The sequence below is a fragment of the Sphingomonas sp. AC435 genome (assembly GCF_979253005.1).
Map to the genome: position 1 here is coordinate 44,745 of NZ_CEEDCJ010000007.1, position 16,628 is coordinate 61,372.

Below are 16,628 nucleotides of genomic sequence, written 5' to 3' on the forward strand. Positions count from 1 at the left end.
CCTCGCTGGCCCTGTAAGCACCGCCGCACGCATTAAGCTATTCAAGACAGGACCTTTTCTTTGGCTTTGCGTTGTGCAGGCATGGCATCCGAACCCGGCATGACCGCCACGTTGCGGCAGAATATCGACCGGCTGGCGGAACGCCGCCACCGCCGCCGCGCCGATGCGCCGCTGTCGGAACGTATTGCCGATCGAATCACCGGCTTTACCGGATCGATGGCGTTCGTCGGGCTGCACCTGCTGCTGTTCGGCGGCTGGATAAGCTGGAACCTGTGGGGTTCACCGAAGTTCGATCCCAGCTTCGTCGTGCTGGCGATGGTCGCCTCGGTCGAGGCGATCTTCCTGTCGACCTTCGTCCTCATCAGCCAGAACCGCATGCAGGCCGCCGCCGACGCGCGTGCCGACCTCGACCTGCACATCAACCTGCTGGCGGAGCACGAACTGTCGAAGCTGGCTGGAGTCGTCGAGCGGATCGCCCACAAGGTGGGGGCGGACACCGATGCCGAGACGATGCGCGACATCACCGCCGACATCGAGCCCGGCAAGGTTCTGGACGCACTCGAACGGCAGGCGTGATGGGTCACGCCACCGCCGTGTTCGCGACGGCGGGTGCATAGCGGTCGATCATCCACGCGCAGAAATCCGCAAACGCCTGCGGATCGCGCGCGGCGCTGGTGTGATGCGGCTGGACGCCCAGGTGTTCGGGTGTGAAGCAGAAGGTGACGGTGACGTCGAAATCCGCCAGCGCCTCCATCTGCCGGTCGAACCAGTCGATCGCGTCGGGGCGGAAACTGTCCGCCCAGCTAAGCCCGGTGCGCAACTTCTTCGTACCCAGTCGCTTCATCCACGCGACCGCGTCGTCCAGCCGCGGGTCCTGATAGTGGAACCACTGCATCAGGCCCATCTCGCCAGCCACCTTGGCATAATCGTCCAATGCCGGCTTGGGCGTACCGTCCGGGCGGATCAGGCCCATGTAGAAATGCCGGTAGTAACTCGACCCTTCCGCCTCGCGGTGGCGGGTCTCCGCACCCCATTCCATCGGCAGGTCGAACAGCGAGTACCAGAAGACGCGCGGAACGCGGCCGATCAGCAGTTCGGCGGTACGGCGCAGGCCGAACACCTGCACCTCCTCCGCCCCGAACGAGCCGACGCCGACCTCCGTCACCCAGACCGGCTTGTGAGTCACCGCCTCGATCTCGGCAATCCGCTGCGGCCAGTCGTGGATCGACCACAGGTTCCAGTCGAGCGGAAACCCATGCACCGCAATGACGTCGACCGCCTCCAGCGCGCCGTGCGCCTCGATCCGCTTCAGCCACAGCGGGTCGATCGGCGACATGCCGCCCAGCACACGCGTCACCGCCGGATTGATCGCGGCGATCGCGCCGCCAGCCCGCGTCACCGTGTCGGCGAAGATCGACCAGTCGGGATCGACCTCCGGGTCCCAATGCGATTTGTTGTTGGGCTCGTTCCAGATCATCGCCGCTTCGATCATCGCACGCCTTTCGCAGGGTAGACCGCCGCCGGCCCATATTCCGCATAGGGAACGGGCGCGACGCGGCACAGATATACGTCGTGGTCCGGCTGCGCCTCGACCGTGAAGCCGGCGGCGCGCAGCATCGCCTCGCTCGCGGCGCGGTTCGGGGCCCACCAGTTGGTCCAGTCGTCCGCGAACTCGCGCTCGATGAAGTGCAGCTTGGGGTAGCCGGGATCGTTGAAATAGTCGGGCGGGTCGAACGTGCCCGGCTTGTGAAAGGGATGGTTCGCCGGCACGTCGGACAGGTCGTCCGACCCCTGCTGCATCGTCTGGAACAGCATCAGATCGTCCGCGACATGCTCCCGGATCAGGTCGAGCGCGAGCAGCGGGTGGCGCAGATGATAGAGCACGCCCATGAATATGACGACGTCGAACCGCTCACCCAGGGCACCCACGTCGTAGACCGACAGGTTGCGGAACTCGATGTCGCCCGCCCCCCCCAAGGCTTCGGCCGCCAGCCGAGCCTGCGCCAGATAGCGGTCGTCGCTATCGATCCCCAACACCCGCGCCGCGCCGCGCCGCTTCATCTCCACCGAGTAGAAGCCGGCGTTGCAGCCGATATCGAGCACCGTCTTGCCGGTCAGGTCGGCGGGCAGCGCATCGGCGAAGCGGCGGAACTTGAAGCCGGGATAATCGCCCAGAAAATGCTCGGGCGCGGTCCACACACCGTGGCCGAGATCGATATTGTGAAACCAGGGCGACAACTCCGCCACCCGTTCCCTCAGCGCGCTCGCGTCCATCACGCCCCTCCCCGTTCGTTCAAGCTCATGAGTTTCGCCCCCCAGTCACCCCAGACGACGCGCGTGACGGAGGCCGGGTGGATGTCGAAGCGCAGCAGATGGTCCAGCGGCAGGCCGAGCACATGCGCCACTGCGCCGCGGATCATGTCGGAGTGGCTGACGATTGCGATCGTCGCATCCGCCGGCTCGCGCGCCAACCCGTCGAGCAGGCCGACGATCCGCCCGGTGGCCTCCGCCATCGTCTCGCCGCCGGGAATGCGCGCGGTGCCGCGTGCGGTATTCCACGCGCGCCACTCGGGGTCGTCGCCGAACCCGTCGAGCGTCCGCCCGGTCCAGTCGCCGAGCTCGATTTCCAGCAACGCCGGATCGGTTTCCACCGACACCCCGCGCGCGTCGCCAATCGCCTGCGCGGTCTCGCGCGTACGGTCGAGCGGGCTGGCGATGATGCGGTCGATCGGCTCGGACGAAAGGCTGGTGGCCAGCCTCTGCGCCTGTGCGCGGCCCATGTCGCTCAATGGCACGGCGGGCATCCGGCCGGAGAAGATCCGGTCCAGATGGATGTGCGCCGCATGCCTGATGAGAAGGAACGTCGCCGTCACGCCTGTATCGCCACCCCGGAAAAGCCCGCGAGTCGCCGGCGTCGTTACGGGCCCAACACCTCATGCAGCTTCTAAGTTCCTTGCTCTAAGCCGTTGATAGTTGATCCAAATCAATAGGAACAAAGAAGAAGCCGGATTGTTACACCCCCGTGGCGAAAACGCCCGACGATAGGGGAACAGGTCCTTTGAGCATCAAGCCGCGAGCCCGTGCATTAACCTCGCTCAGCCAACCGCAGGGAGTGCGGCCGTGAGCGAGACGGTCCTCATCACCGGCGGCGCCGGGTTCATCGGGCGCTCGGTCGCCGAAGAGTTGCTGACGCGGGGGCACAAGGTCCGCGTGCTGGATGCGCTGATCGATCAGGTGCACGGCGATGTCGACGGGTCGGCGATGCTGAATCCGGAAGCGGAATTGATCCGCGGCGACGTGCGCGACAAGGCCGCCGTCGCGCGCGCCTTGCAGGGCGTCGACAGCGTCATCCATCTCGCCGCGGAAGTCGGCGTCGGCCAGTCGATGTACGAGGTCGAGCGCTATACCTCGACCAACGATGTCGGCACGGCTGTCCTGTTCGAGGCGCTGATCGACCAGCCGGTTCGTCGTGTCGTCACCGCGTCGTCGATGTCGATCTATGGCGAGGGGCTGTACCGCGATGCGGACGGCACGCTGATCGAGGATGCCGAACGCCGCGGTCTGCGCGACGGTCTATCCAACTGGGAACCCGTCGATCGCGCCGGCCGTCCGTTGCAGGCGGTGGCCACGCCCGAGTGGAAGCGGCCGAACCTGTCTTCGATCTATGCGCTCAACAAATATGTGCAGGAGCGCACCACGCACATCATGTCCGCGCCGTACGGGATCGAGGGCGTGTGCCTGCGCCTGTTCAACGTCTACGGCCCGGGTCAGGCGCTCTCCAATCCCTATACGGGCGTGCTCGCGATCTTCGCGTCGCGGTTGCTCAACGGGCAGCAGCCGATGATCTTCGAGGATGGCGAACAGCGCCGCGACTTCGTGCATGTCGGCGACGTGGCGCGCGCCTTTGCGGAGGCGCTGGTGCTGCCGCAGGCGGCGGGGGGCACGTTCAACATCGGATCGGGTCATGATCGCTCCGTCACCGAAGTCGCGACCGAACTGGCGAAGGCGATGGGCAAGAACCAGATCGAGCCGCAGATCGTCGGCAAGGCGCGGATCGGCGATATCCGCCATTGTTTCTGCGACACGACGCTCGCCGCCGACACGCTCGGCTTCCGCGCGCGGCAGGACTTCGGCGACGGCCTCGCAGTGCTGGCCGAGTGGGTGGCGCAGCAGACCGCAAGCGACCGCGTCGACCAGATGCGCGCCGAACTCGAAAGCCGGGGGCTGGTGGCATGAGCGACGACCGGCCGATCCTGATCACCGGCGGAGCCGGGTTCATCGGCTCCAACCTCGCCGACCGGCTGGCAAGCGACGGCCACCGTGTCCGCGTTTATGACGCGCTGCTGCGATCGGGCGTGGAGGGCAATCTACGCTGGCTGACGGAGCGGCATGGCGACCGGATCGAGCCGGTCGTCGCCGACATCCGTGACGAACAGGTGCTGGTCGATGCGGCGCGCGACGCCAAGGCGGTGTTCCACCTCGCCGCGCAGGTCGCGGTGACGACCAGCCTCGACGATCCGCGCGACGATTTCTCGATCAACATCGCCGGTACGCTGAACCTTCTCGATGCGCTGCGACGGCGCGGTGACGGTACGCCGCTGGTCTTCGCCTCAACCAACAAGGTGTATGGCGACCTGACCGACCTCGACTTCGCGCTGGAGAACGACGCCTATGTGCCCGTCGATCCGGTGGTGCGGGGACACGGGATCGACGAGCGCCGGCCGCTCGACTTCCACACCCCCTATGGCTGCTCCAAGGGCGCGGCGGACCAGTATGTGCTGGATTACGCGCGCAGTTTCGGCGTGCCGACCGCGGTGCTGCGGATGAGCTGTATCTATGGCCGGCGGCAGATGGGGACGGAGGATCAGGGCTGGGTGGCGCATTTCCTGATCCGCGCGCTGGAGGGCAAGCCGATCACGCTGTACGGCGACGGGCATCAGGTCCGCGACATTCTCGACGTGTCGAACGCCGTCGACGCCTATGTGCAGGCGTGGCGGCGGATCGATCGCGTATCGGGGCGCGCATTCAATCTGGGCGGTGGTGCCGGCAACGCGGTCAGCCTGCGCCGCCTGCTCGCGCATATCGGCGATCTGACGGGGCGCGACGTCGACGTCAGCTATTCGGACTGGCGCGCGGGCGACCAGCGGTATTTCGTCGCCGACACGCGGCTGGCAGAGGCCGAACTCGGGCTGAAGCCGAAGGTGCCGTGGCGCGATGGGGTCGCCGCACTGGCCGAGTGGCTGGCGGGCGAGCGCGGCCTGACGCTGCGGCAGCACGCGATGGCATCCTGATGCGGATATTGATGACCGCCGACGCGATCGGCGGTGTCTGGCAGTACGCGACCGATCTGGCGGAGGCGCTGACGCCGCTCGGCGTCGAAACGCTGCTGGCGGTGCTCGGCCCCTCTCCCGACGACGAGCAGCGGGCGCAGGTCGCGGCCATAGCAGGCGTGACGCTGGTCGATACCGGCCTGCCGCTCGACTGGCTGTGCGACGGCCCCGCACCGATGATTGCCGCCGGCCGCGCGATCGCTGCCCTCGCACGGCGCGAGCGGGTCGATCTGGTGCAGGCGAACATGCCGACGCTGGCGGCGGGCGGAGACATCTCGCAGCCCGTCGTCGCCGTCGCCCATGGCTGCATTGGCACGTGGTGGCGCGCTGCGCATGGGGAGGTGCCGGGCGACCGCTATGCATGGCTGGACGCGATTAACCGGGTCGGTCTGCAAACCGCGGATGTCGTCGTCGCGCCGAGCGCCAGCCACGCCGACGCGGTGACGCGCCACCATACGCTGGAGGTCGCGCCGCTCGTCGTCCACAATGGCCGCGCGCCGTTGCCGCTGCCCGCCGACATACCGCCGACCGACGCTGTGTTCACCGCTGGACGCCTGTGGGATCTGGTCAAGGAAACCCCGATGCTCGACCGCGTCGCCGCGCGGTTGCCGGTACCATTCCGCGCCGCCGGTGCCGTGGTGGGGCCGCACGGCGAGCGTGCCGACATCGCGTATCTCAAGGTATTGGGCCAGCTCGGCCCCGACGGGCTCGCGCGCGAACTGGCGGCGCGCCCGATCTTCGTGTCCGCCGCCCGCTTCGAACCGTTCGGGCTGGCGGTGCTGGAGGCGGCGCAGGCGGGATGTCCGCTGATCCTGTCGAACATCGACACGTTCCGCGAACTCTGGACTGGTGCGGCGTTGCTGGTCGAGGAGGACGAGGACGCCTATGTCGCGGCAATCGAACGTGTCCGAGCCGATGTCGGCCTGCGCGCGCATCTGTCGGAGGCCGCCCGCGTGCGTGCGCAGCGCTACACGCCCGCTGCGACGGCAGGCGCGATGGCGGCGCTGTATGCCGGGCTGGTGACGCCCAGCGCGAAAGTCGCGGCATGAGGATCGTCTATCTCACCCACTCGCTGCGCTCCTGCTGGAACCACGGTAACGCGCATTTCCTGCGTGGGGTATTGCGAGAACTGATCGCGCGCGGCCATGACGTGCAGGCGCTGGAACCGCAGGAGAACTGGAGCCTGTCCAACCTCCTCGCCGATGCCGGCGACGACGGGCTGACGCCGTTTCGCACCCTGTATCCAGACTTGTCTCCTGTCACCTATGCCCCCGATACGCCCGTCGATGAACTGGTCGACGGTGCCGATCTGGTCATCGTCCACGAATGGAACGAGCCGGCGCTGGTCACCGAGGTCGGGCGGCTGCGCGCGCGCGGCGCGCGGTTCCGCCTGTTGTTCCACGACACGCACCACCGCGCCGTCAGTGCGCCCGAAGAGATGCAGGCGTTCGACCTGTCGGGCTATGACGGTGTCCTCGCCTTCGGGGAGACGCTGGCGGAGGTGTATCGCGGCTGGGGCTGGCGCGACCGTGTGTGGGTCTGGCACGAGGCGGCCGACACCCGCCTGTTCCATCCACCCGAGGTTGAGGGCGAGCGCGATGGGCTGGTCTGGATCGGCAATTGGGGCGACGGCGAGCGGACGGCGGAACTGGAGCGCTTCCTGTTCGCCCCCGCCGCCGCGGTCGGCCTGCCGCTCGATATCTACGGCGTCCGCTATCCGGACGAGGCGCGGGCGATGCTCGCGCGGCACGGCGCACGCTATCACGGCTGGGCTCCCAATGCGTCGGCCCCGGCCGTTTTCGCGCGGCATTTGGCGACGGTGCATGTCCCGCGCCGCTATTACGCGACGATCCTGCCGGGTATCCCGACGATCCGGGTGTTCGAGGCGCTGGCGTGCGGTATCCCTCTCGTCTCCGCGCCGTGGGATGACGCCGAGCATCTGTTCCGGCCAGGCCAGGATTACCTGACCGCGGCCGACGGCGATGCGATGACCATGCACCTGACCGCCCTGCGCGAGGATGCCGACCTGCGTGCCTCGCTCGTCCGATCCGGGCTGGAGACGATCCGTGCCCGCCATACCTGCGCCCACCGCGCCGACGAACTGCTGACCGTCGTCGCCGCCCTCGACCGGAAAGAGGCCGCATGAAAATCGCCTTCTATGGCTCCAGCCTGCTCAGTTCCTACTGGAATGGTGCCGCCACCTATTACCGCGGCATCCTGCGCGATCTCGCGTCGCGCGGGCATGACATCACCTTCTACGAACCCGATGCGTTCGAACGGCAGCAGCACCGCGACATCGATCCGCCGGAGTGGGCACGCGTCGTCGTCTACCCCGCGACCGAGGAGGCGATGCGCAGCGTCCTCGCCGAGGCCGCGCGCGCCGACGTGGTGGTGAAGGCCAACGGCGTCGGCGTCTTCGACCGCGAATTGCTGGAAGGGGCGATCGCCAACGCAGCGCCACATGCGATCAAGATCTTCTGGGATGTCGACGCCGCCGCGACGCTAGACGAGATGCGCGCCGATCCCGACCATCCCGTTCGCGCCGCCCTGCCCGATCTGGACATGGTGCTGACCTATGGCGGCGGGCCGCCGGTGATCGACGCGTATCGCCAGTTCGGCGCGGCGGAGTGCATCCCCGTCTACAACGCGCTCGACCCGACGACGCACTATCCGGTCGAACCGGACGAGCGCTTCGCGTGCGACCTCGCGTTTCTCGGCAATCGCCTGCCCGACCGCGAGGCACGGGTGGAGGAGTTCTTCCTGCGTCCCGCCGCGCTGCTGCCCGAACGCCAATTCCTGATCGGCGGCAATGGCTGGGACAGCAAGGACATGCCCGGCAACGTCCGCCACCGCGGCCATGTCTACACGGCCGAGCACAACGCGTTCAACTGCACGCCCAAGGCAGTGCTGAACGTAGCGCGCGATTCGATGGCGCATGTCGGCTTCTCCCCAGCGACGCGCGTCTTCGAGGCGGCGGGCGCGGCGGCGTGCCTGATTACCGACGCATGGGAGGGGATCGAGCAGTTCCTGATTCCCGACGAGGAAGTGCTGGTCGCGCGCGACGGTCAGGACGTGGCGGAGCATATGGCCACCCTGACGCCGGAGCGCGCCCACGCGATCGGTCAGGCCGCGCTCGCCCGTGTTTTGTCGGAGCATACCTATGCGCTGCGGGGCGCGCAGGTCGATGCGCTGCTGCGCGAATACGCCACCCGCACGGCGGAGGCGGCATGAGGCTTGTCGTCCTCGGCCTCAGCCTGTCGTCGGCGTGGGGCAACGGCCACGCCACGACCTTCCGGGCGCTGCTGAAGGCATTTGCCGCCCGAGGTCACGACATCCTGTTCCTGGAACGCGACGTGCCCTGGTACCGGGATCACCGTGACTGCCTGACCCCGGACTATTGCACGCTCGCCTTCTACGACGACCTGCCGGACCTGCGGAAAAGCTGGGGCGTGGCGATCGCGGGGGCGGACGCGGTGATCGTCGGGTCCTATGTTCCCGAGGGAGTCGAGGTCGCCCGCTTCGTCCAGGCGACCGCGACCGGCACCACCGCCTTCTACGACATCGACACGCCGGTGACGCTGGCGAAGCTGTCGCGCGGCGATTTGGAGTATATCTCGCCGGAGGTGATCCCCGGTTACGACGTGTACCTGTCGTTCACCGGTGGCCCGACGCTCGACGTGCTGGAGGGACGCTATGGCGCGCCGGCGGCACGGGCGCTGTATTGTTCGGTCGATCCGGCGCTTTATCGTCCGACCGGCGCGGAGAAGCGATGGGACCTGTCGTATCTCGGCACCTATAGCGACGACCGCCAGCCAACGCTGGACCGCCTGCTGCTCGCGCCGGCGCGGGCGCGTCCCGATCTGCGCTTCGTGGTGGCCGGACCGCAATATCCCGCGTCCATCGACTGGCCGGACAATGTCGAGCGGATCGAGCATCTTCCGCCGGCGGAGCACGCCCATTTCTACTCCGCATCCCGCTACACGCTGAACGTCACCCGCGCGGACATGATCGCGGCGGGCTGGTCACCTTCAGTACGGCTGTTCGAAGCGGGCGCATGCGCGACAGCGATCGTGTCCGACCGCTGGTCGGGGCTGGAGACGCTACTGACGCCGGGTACGGAAATCGTGCTGGCGGACGGCACCGACGACGTACTGGCGGCGCTGGCCCGCGACGACGCGGCGGCGATCGGCGCGGCGGCGCAGGCGCGCATTCTGGCGCAGCACACGGCGGCGCACCGTGCGGCAGAGTTGGAGGGGTATCTGGACGAGGCGGCTGCTGTCGGCCGTCGATCGTCGGTGTTGGCTGGCGAGTAGCGGCTGGTCGGGGCTCGCAGCGAAGGCCGTCAGGAACTCCGCTTCCAGCACCCTCCCGGCGAAGGGCGGGGTCCAGTCGCTTTAGAAGGCAGTGAAACTCACGCCCTTCGCGGCCACTGGACGCCGGTCTTCGCCGGGGAGGAGTGAGAGGTTACGTAATCGGCGGGCAGTGGCCTCCCGCCCCTACTTCGCCACCGACATCCGGTAGACCATCGTGTGGCTGTACGGCTTGCCCGGATCGACGCGTGCCGACACGAAGGACGGCTTGTTGGGCGCATCCGGGAACTTCTGCGGCTCCAGTGCCAGCCCGTCGCCCATGCGGTACATGTGGCCGTTCTTGCCGAGCACGGTGCCGTCGAGGAAGTTGCCGCTGTAGATCTGAACGCCCGGTTCGGTCGTCAGCACCTCCAGCACGCGACCCGAGACGGGGTCCTCCAGCCGCGCGGCAAGCTGCGGCGACGCGGTAAGACCCTTGTCGAGCGCGAAGTTGTGGTCGTAGCCGCGGCCGGCGACGATCTGCGGATCGCGGCCGTCGCGCAGCCCGTCGCCGATCACGCGCGGCTGGCGGAAATCGAACACGGTGCCCGCCACCGGGCGCAGTTCGCCGGTCGGGATCAGCGTGTCGTCGACGGGCGTGATCGCGCTCGCGGGAATCGTGAGCTTGTGGTTGAGCACGCCGAGCGCCGAACCCTCGCCGCCCAGATTGAAGATCGCGTGGTTGGTCATGTTGACGACGGTGGGCTTGTCCGTCTTGCCCTCGAACTTGATCGTCAGCGCGCCGGCATCGTCGAGCGAGTAGGTCACGGTCGCCTGGAACGTGCCGGGATAGCCCTGATCGCCGTCCGGGCTGGTCAACGCCAGTACGACGCTGGCCTGTGCGCCGTCCTTGACCGACACGATTTTCCACGGCTTGCGGCTGAACCCGTCGGTGCCGCCGTGCAGCGTGTTGACCTTGTCGTTCAAGGGCAGCTGGTACGTCTTGCCGTCCAGCGTGAAGCGGCCCTTGCCAATGCGGTTCGCGAAACGGCCGACGGTGACGCCGAAATAGTCGGGCTTCTTCAGATAGCCGTCGACGCCGTCATAGCCGATCAAGACATCCGCCGACTTGCCCTGACGATCGGGCGCCATCAGCGACAGGAGCGTCGCGCCATAGGTGATGATCTTCGCCGACACGCCGTTGGTGCCGGTCAGCGTGACCGCCTCGACCTTGGTACCGTCCGGCAGCGCGCCGGCGGCCTCGCGCCGGGCGGTCGCGCCCTGCGCCGTCGTGGCGAGCATCGTGGTCGCCAGCATTGCCGCGGACACCCAGGCCGTCTTGGTGGTTCGACCGATCATATCACCCTCTCCGGTTGGACGCGTCATCGTCGTCCGTTCGGTGATGCTATAATCGGACAAATCGAAGCCGCGCAAGCAATGGTATCAGGGTCTCGGCCAGTAGTTCGAAACCGCTGCAATCAGGCGCTCAGCCGCTCCTCGCGGTGCAGGCGATCCGCCTCGACGCTGTCGACGACCAGCTCGTACTGGTCGGGGGTGTAACCGGCGGCGATGAACGCCTTCACCTCGCGCGAGGGAACGGTGTAGCCGTGATGCCAGCTGAGCACCGCGATCCGGCGCAGCGCCTCCAACTGGGGATCGGCGAGCCGCGGATTGCGAAAGCCGCCGAACAGCGTGCCCATCGCCATCGAGATGCGGCCCGGCTCGCGCAGCGACGACAACCGGTCGTTCCGCGCCAGCGCGACGACCGACCATTCCAGAGCGGAGAGCCGCGCGGGGACCGTATCGGCCTTCGGAAGGGTGAGAACCCGGTCGGCAGCACCGGCGCATGTCTCGGCAAATGCAAGGTAAGCCATGAGTGTTCTCCCTTTCCGTCAGCTTCTATACCAAGCGGTATAGATGGCGGTCATGGGATGGTCAACGGCTTTTGTACCGCATGGTACGATTTCTCGTACCCCTGCGCTACCGGCGTGCCTACCGGCTCGGCCACATCGCCAGACTGGTGTCGATCAGCCGCTCCAGATCGCCGCGGCTCGCGCCCGATCCAGCCTGCACCGCCATGCCCTGCAACAGCGCGTAGAGGTAGCTGGTCAGCCCGGCCGCATCGACGTGCGCAGGCAGGTCGCCATCCTCCTTCGCCCGCTCAAACCGGGCGACGAGCGCGGCCTGCGACGAGGCGCGACGCGCGATCACGTCCGCCTTGATCGACTCGGCTTCCGCGCCGCACGCCATCGAGTGGATGACGCCAAGACAGCCTTTGGGATCGCCATTGCTGGTCTGGCTTTCGAGCGCGCCACGCATGTAATATTCGGCGACTGCGCGCGCGGTGGGCTGGTCGAGCGCGACGCGCGTATATCCCAGCTTTTCCTGTTCGTAGAGATCCAGCGCCTTGTGGAACAAGGCTTCCTTGTTGCCGAACGCCGCATAGAGACTGGGCTTGGTGATGCCCATCGCCTCCGTCAAATCGGCCATCGACGCGCCTTCATAGCCCTTGCTCCAGAACACGCGGAGCGCGGACGCCAGCGCCATGTCGGTGCAGAATTCCCGCGGCCGTCCCTTCGAGGCGATAGCGGGTGCAGGGCTGAAACTTGCTTCCATAACGGCCGGTATATAATGTCCATATCCGGCAGGGCAAGCACCCTAACCCTTCGGCCTGCCCCGAAACAGCAGCGCCAGCCCGCCGACGACGCCCACCCCGATGGCGAACGCGACCGCCGGTTTCAACCGCTCGGCCGGCGCTGCATCGACGACGGCCTCGCCCGGACGCGTGAACGCCATGACGCCGTCGTCCAGCGGAGCAGCGGAGAGTGCGGCGAGGTCGAGCAGGTAGTTCTGGTGCACCCGCCACGGCGCGGTCGCCCCCTGCTGCGGCAGGATCGCGGTTGCGCGCGTGACGTAGCCGCTGGTGAAGCCCAGCATCGGCTCCCGCGCCACCGCCCAGTCGCGACGCGGCGTGCAGGTGGTGACGCCCTCCCGGTCCATATGGTTGAGCAGGCGGCAGGCGTAGCGCGCGGTCAGGTCGCATTTCAGCGTCCACGAAGCGTTCGTGTAGCCGAAGGCGAGCACCAGATTCGGCACGTCGCTGAGCATCATGCCCTTGTACGCCATCCGCTCCGCCGGATCGACGGCGCGCCCGTCGACGACCATCTCGACGCCGCCGAACAGCTTGAGGACGAGACCGGTCGCGGTGACGACGATATCGGCGGCGATTTCTCGGCCCGAAGCGAGCGCCAGCCCCGTCGGCGTAAACCGCGTGATCGTGTCGGTGACGATCTCCGCCCGCCCAGATTTCAATGCGTGGAACAGATCGGCGTCGGGGACGAGGCAGATGCGCTGGTCCCACGGGGCGTAGCGGGGCTCGAAATCGCGCGCGATCTCGTAACCCTCGGGCAGTTGCGCGGCGACGTTGCGCAGGATCGCGGCCTTCACCGTCGCCGGTTTGCGGCGCGCGAAGCTATAAGTGGCGATGCCGAGCAGGATACTCTTCCAGCGCGTCGCCCGGCCGGCGAGCGAGGGCGGCAGTGCCTTCTGGACCGCCTGCGCGAAGCCGTCCTGCGACGGGCGCGACACGATGTAGGTGGGCGAGCGTTGCAGCATCGTGACGTGCGCCGCCGTCTGCGCCAGCGCGGGCACCAACGTCACCGCGGTCGCGCCGCTGCCGATCACGACGATGCGCTTGCCGGCGGTGTCTAGGTCGGCGGGCCAATGCTGCGGGTGAACGATCTTGCCCTGAAAGGCATCGACATCCTGCCACTCGGGGGTGAAGCCCGCTGCGTAGTCGTAATAGCCGCTGCCCATGTACAGGAACCGGCAGGTCAGCGTCGTCCGCCGTCCGCTCTCCTCGACATCCAGCGTCCAGATCGCGCTGTCGGTCGACCACGACGCGCGGACTACGCGCGTATCGAAGCGGATGCGGCGGTCGATACCGAACTCGCGGGCGGTGTCCTCGACATAGCTGCGGATCGAACCGCCGTCGGCGATCGCCTTGTCACCGGTCCACGGTCGGAACGGAAAGCCGAGCGTGTACATATCCGAATCCGAGCGGATGCCGGGATAGCGGAACAGGTCCCAGGTGCCGCCGATCGCGCCGCGCGCCTCCAGGATCGCATAGCTCTTGCGCGGGCATTCGGTCTGTAGCCGATAGGCGGCGTCGATGCCCGACAGGCCGGCACCGACGATGATGACGTCGTAATGGCTGGGGGCCGTGGCCATGCCTGCAATCCTTCTTGAACGATGCGTGCGCCTTAACAGGTGGCGGATCGGCGACAACCTCGCTGTCAGCGCCGCAGGGCGTCCAACAGCGCAGCATCGAACCGTGCCGCATCCTCGACCTGCGGCGCGTGGCCCAGCCCCTCCAGCGTCACCAGCCGGAAGTTCGGCCAGCGGCCCGCGACCTCCCGCGCCGCCTCCGGCACCGTCCGGATTTTCGCGCCCGCGTGCGCGCTGGTGCCGCGGAACGCCGTCGTGTCGCGGTTGCCGATCAGCAGCGTCACCGGTGCAGCCACCCGCGACAGTTCCGCCGCCACCGGCTGTGTCTCGATCATGTCCGACAGCCGCGCCTGCGCCTCCCGCACAGTATCGCCGCCGCGACTGGCATATTGCCCCGCCAGCATCGCGACCCAGCGGTCATAGTCGGGCCGCCACGTCCCGTGATAATAGGTGCGTAGCTGGTACGCCTTGATCGACGCCGCGTTCGTTTTCGCCTCCTCGGCGCGAAGCTTGGCGAGCGGCGCATAGGGCACGCCCTCGGCCATCGTGTCGTTGAGGCCCAGCGGGTTGACGAGCACCAGCGACGCGACCGCCTTGGGGTACAACAACGCATAACGCGCCGCGAGAATGCCGCCGGTCGAATGGCCGACCAGCGTCACCGGTCCGGTCACGCCCGCCTGCGCGATCAGATCGCGCGTCATCGTCGCCAGCGCGGCGAAGCTGTACTGAAACCCGGCCGGCTTGGACGATTTGCAGAAGCCGATCTGGTCCGGGACGATGACGCGGTACCCCTCCCCCGCCAAACGTTTGGCGGTGGCACCCCACGTCGCCGCGCAGAAGTTCTTGCCGTGCAGCAGCACCAGCGTGCGGCCATTCGCGGCACTGGTCGGCGCGATATCCATATAGGCCATGCGCGCGCCCTCGCCGGCGACGAACCAGCGCACCGGATAGGGATAGGCGAAATGTTCGAGGTCCGCGCCGACCTCCTGTCCGGCAGGAGGCGCGGTCACGGCGATCGGGGAGGACGCGGCGGCGAGGAGGGCGAGGATGATGCTCATCCCCGCCCAACGCCCGGACGCACAAAGCGACCCGACAGCGAACTGCCGGGTCGAGGCTACGCTAGGGAGCTTCCTGGCGTGTGGGAGGGGCGGTCGCCGCGAAGGAAGCGACCGCGCGAGAGGATTACTGGATGTTCGCGGCGACGCCGTTGTCGAGCGTCGCGGCGTTGTCGAGCGCGGGGTCCGCGAAGTTCGCCGCGGCGTTGCCCGGCTCCTCGCCCGTCGCCGTGCCGTTGTCGGCGAAGTCGTCGTCGGTGACCGTCAGATTGTCGGCGACGGCGGTGTTCGATGCTTCGTCGGACTTGGAGCATGCGCCCACCGACAGGGCGGCGACGGCCAGGAGGGACGCGGCGATGATCTTCATGGAGTGAACCCTTTCACGATAGAACCTGCGGGAGGCGCGAAATGCCTCGCAGCGGGAACGGCGCACCGCACCGATCCGGCCGACGCTGTCGCCACCCGGTTCGCCCGCCACCTGCGGACGATCGGATCCGCGGCCTTGGTATCGAACGACGTGTGCGACATGCGCCACCTCCCGCCGCCATTCATATCCCATCTATTCAGTAGGGATTGCAACTTCTGGTTTGCGTCGGGCAAGTTCCGGTTGCCGGAACCGCTCAGTGCACCTGCGCGGCGCCGGGTCCATGATGTTCCGCCAGATAGCGGACGACCGCATCGGCCTGCTCCGGCGACAGCTTTGCACCATAGCCGATCATGCGCTCGACCGTCGCGCGCCAGCCGTCGAGGTCCATCGGCGTTGCCGTCGCCTGCTCCAGCTCGTGGCAGCCGGCGCAGGTGTTCTCGAACAGCGCCGCCGGGTCCGCTGCGGACGTCGAGGGATGGACGGCAACCGGCGGCTGCTGCCCGGGTGCGATCGGCGCGCCTGCGACGACGGCACTCAACATAGCGGCACACGGCGCAACAGTGCCGAACACCGCCTGCAACCCGTACTTCATTCTCGATGCTTTCCGTTCAGATACCGGATTTCCGGCGGCGGCCGATGCTCATCCGCGCCAGCTCGCGTTCGCGATCGACGAACTGGTGCTTCAGCGCGCCGGCGATGTGCAGCACCAGCAGGACGAGCATCACCCAGCCGCCCAGTGCGTGGAACGTCTCGATGCGCTCGTGCAGCTCACGCTGCTCGGGCACGCCCGCGGCGGTCCGACCCATCTCGTTCACCGGACCGATCAGCGGCAGCGCGACGACACCCCATAGCATCGTCGGACCCCGCTTGCGCGGCGGTTGTCCGCCACCCTTGCCCTCACCGGCCGGCCCGCCCTTCGACGTCGGGTCGGGCTTCAGCGTCGGTGCGGGCGGCGGCGGTGCGGGACGGTTCGCGGCTGCCCAGTCCGCACCCGGCGACCCCGCCGGCGGATTGGCCGACACCAGCGCCCAGCCGGAAAACGGCAGCAGCAGCATCGCCGCGTACAACAGGAAATGGACGACATGCGCCAGTCGATGCTCCCACCGGGCCATCGGCAGTTGCGACGGCGGCCGGTGCGTCAGCCGCCATCCGACCCGCACGACCGTCAGCGCCAGAATCGTGATGCCCGACGAGACGTGGAACACGAAGAAGCCGCGGGGCAGCACCGGCCGCAACAGCCCCGATGTAAGATTGTAGAGGATCAGCGCCGCGATCGCCCAATGCAGCGCAATGGCGACGTTCGTGTATCGCAACCCGCGCGACGGACCGCGCTGCGTATGTGCCAAGGTCGCCATCGTCA

The 16,628-nt window shown here is 67.7% G+C and carries 18 protein-coding genes; 7 read left to right on the forward strand and 11 right to left on the reverse strand.

The window, feature by feature from the left end:
- Nucleotides 1–81: 81 nt before the first annotated feature.
- Entirely contained in the window at nucleotides 82–576 is a 495-nt protein-coding gene (locus AC0CH8_RS13665) for a DUF1003 domain-containing protein (protein ID WP_465240379.1), read from the forward strand.
- A gap of 4 nt (nucleotides 577–580) precedes the next feature.
- Here AC0CH8_RS13665 and AC0CH8_RS13670 read toward each other — a convergent pair whose 3' ends face one another.
- The 3 genes from AC0CH8_RS13670 to AC0CH8_RS13680 are packed head-to-tail and all read right to left on the reverse strand — an operon-like array spanning nucleotide 581 to nucleotide 2,873.
- Nucleotides 581–1,492 carry a glycosyl hydrolase gene (locus AC0CH8_RS13670; RefSeq protein ID WP_465240380.1) on the reverse strand — a complete coding sequence of 304 codons (912 nt, stop codon included), beginning with the start codon at nucleotides 1,490–1,492 and terminating at the stop codon, nucleotides 581–583.
- Entirely contained in the window at nucleotides 1,489–2,274 is a 786-nt protein-coding gene (locus AC0CH8_RS13675) for a TIGR04290 family methyltransferase (RefSeq protein WP_465240381.1), read from the reverse strand. The genes AC0CH8_RS13670 and AC0CH8_RS13675 overlap by 4 nt, the downstream gene beginning before the upstream one ends.
- Nucleotides 2,274–2,873, reverse strand: a complete 600-nt coding sequence (locus AC0CH8_RS13680; protein ID WP_465240382.1) for a histidine phosphatase family protein — start codon at nucleotides 2,871–2,873, stop codon at nucleotides 2,274–2,276. The genes AC0CH8_RS13675 and AC0CH8_RS13680 overlap by 1 nt, the downstream gene beginning before the upstream one ends.
- Nucleotides 2,874–3,120: 247 nt before the next feature.
- Here AC0CH8_RS13680 and AC0CH8_RS13685 point away from each other — a divergent pair, with 247 nt between their 5' ends.
- From AC0CH8_RS13685 to AC0CH8_RS13710, 6 genes are read left to right on the forward strand one after another with little or no spacing between them, the layout of a single operon-like run.
- Nucleotides 3,121–4,236, forward strand: coding sequence for an SDR family NAD(P)-dependent oxidoreductase (locus AC0CH8_RS13685; protein WP_465240383.1), 1,116 nt, complete (start codon nucleotides 3,121–3,123; stop codon nucleotides 4,234–4,236).
- Nucleotides 4,233–5,291, forward strand: a complete 1,059-nt coding sequence (locus AC0CH8_RS13690) for an NAD-dependent epimerase/dehydratase family protein (RefSeq protein ID WP_465240384.1) — start codon at nucleotides 4,233–4,235, stop codon at nucleotides 5,289–5,291. The genes AC0CH8_RS13685 and AC0CH8_RS13690 overlap by 4 nt, the downstream gene beginning before the upstream one ends.
- Nucleotides 5,291–6,379: a glycosyltransferase family 4 protein gene (locus AC0CH8_RS13695; RefSeq protein WP_465240385.1), complete on the forward strand. Its 1,089-nt coding sequence runs from the start codon at nucleotides 5,291–5,293 to the stop codon at nucleotides 6,377–6,379. The genes AC0CH8_RS13690 and AC0CH8_RS13695 overlap by 1 nt, the downstream gene beginning before the upstream one ends.
- Nucleotides 6,376–7,476, forward strand: a complete 1,101-nt coding sequence (locus AC0CH8_RS13700; RefSeq protein WP_465240386.1) for a CgeB family protein — start codon at nucleotides 6,376–6,378, stop codon at nucleotides 7,474–7,476. Before AC0CH8_RS13695 ends, AC0CH8_RS13700 begins: the two co-directional genes overlap by 4 nt.
- Nucleotides 7,473–8,561 (forward strand): CgeB family protein, encoded by a 1,089-nt coding sequence (locus tag AC0CH8_RS13705; RefSeq protein WP_465240387.1) that lies wholly within the window; start codon nucleotides 7,473–7,475, stop codon nucleotides 8,559–8,561. Before AC0CH8_RS13700 ends, AC0CH8_RS13705 begins: the two co-directional genes overlap by 4 nt.
- Nucleotides 8,558–9,643 (forward strand): CgeB family protein, encoded by a 1,086-nt coding sequence (locus tag AC0CH8_RS13710; protein WP_465240388.1) that lies wholly within the window; start codon nucleotides 8,558–8,560, stop codon nucleotides 9,641–9,643. Before AC0CH8_RS13705 ends, AC0CH8_RS13710 begins: the two co-directional genes overlap by 4 nt.
- Before the next feature lie 183 nt (nucleotides 9,644–9,826).
- On the opposite strand, the gene AC0CH8_RS13715 is transcribed toward AC0CH8_RS13710, so the two are convergent.
- The 8 genes from AC0CH8_RS13715 to AC0CH8_RS13750 all read right to left on the reverse strand — a co-directional run bounded on the left by AC0CH8_RS13715 (nucleotide 9,827) and on the right by AC0CH8_RS13750 (nucleotide 16,623).
- Nucleotides 9,827–10,936, reverse strand: a complete 1,110-nt coding sequence (locus AC0CH8_RS13715) for an aldose epimerase family protein (RefSeq protein WP_465240491.1) — start codon at nucleotides 10,934–10,936, stop codon at nucleotides 9,827–9,829.
- Nucleotides 10,937–11,097: 161 nt separating this feature from the next.
- Nucleotides 11,098–11,493, reverse strand: coding sequence for a hypothetical protein (locus tag AC0CH8_RS13720; RefSeq protein ID WP_204198614.1), 396 nt, complete (start codon nucleotides 11,491–11,493; stop codon nucleotides 11,098–11,100).
- A 118-nt stretch (nucleotides 11,494–11,611) separates the two neighbouring features.
- The gene (locus tag AC0CH8_RS13725) at nucleotides 11,612–12,235 is read right to left on the reverse strand and encodes a TetR/AcrR family transcriptional regulator (RefSeq protein WP_465240389.1); all 624 of its coding nucleotides are present in this window, start codon (nucleotides 12,233–12,235) and stop codon (nucleotides 11,612–11,614) included.
- A 42-nt stretch (nucleotides 12,236–12,277) separates the two neighbouring features.
- Entirely contained in the window at nucleotides 12,278–13,849 is a 1,572-nt protein-coding gene (locus tag AC0CH8_RS13730; RefSeq protein WP_465240390.1) for a flavin-containing monooxygenase, read from the reverse strand.
- A gap of 65 nt (nucleotides 13,850–13,914) precedes the next feature.
- On the reverse strand, nucleotides 13,915–14,904 hold the full coding sequence (locus tag AC0CH8_RS13735; RefSeq protein WP_465240391.1) for an alpha/beta fold hydrolase: 990 nt from the start codon (nucleotides 14,902–14,904) through the stop codon (nucleotides 13,915–13,917).
- 124 nt (nucleotides 14,905–15,028) lie between these two features.
- Nucleotides 15,029–15,379: a hypothetical protein gene (locus AC0CH8_RS13740; RefSeq protein ID WP_465240392.1), complete on the reverse strand. Its 351-nt coding sequence runs from the start codon at nucleotides 15,377–15,379 to the stop codon at nucleotides 15,029–15,031.
- Between the two features lie 142 nt (nucleotides 15,380–15,521).
- The gene (locus AC0CH8_RS13745) at nucleotides 15,522–15,860 is read right to left on the reverse strand and encodes a c-type cytochrome (RefSeq protein ID WP_465240393.1); all 339 of its coding nucleotides are present in this window, start codon (nucleotides 15,858–15,860) and stop codon (nucleotides 15,522–15,524) included.
- A 16-nt stretch (nucleotides 15,861–15,876) separates the two neighbouring features.
- Nucleotides 15,877–16,623 carry a cytochrome b gene (locus AC0CH8_RS13750; protein ID WP_465240394.1) on the reverse strand — a complete coding sequence of 249 codons (747 nt, stop codon included), beginning with the start codon at nucleotides 16,621–16,623 and terminating at the stop codon, nucleotides 15,877–15,879.
- Between the last annotated feature and the right edge of the window lie 5 nt (nucleotides 16,624–16,628).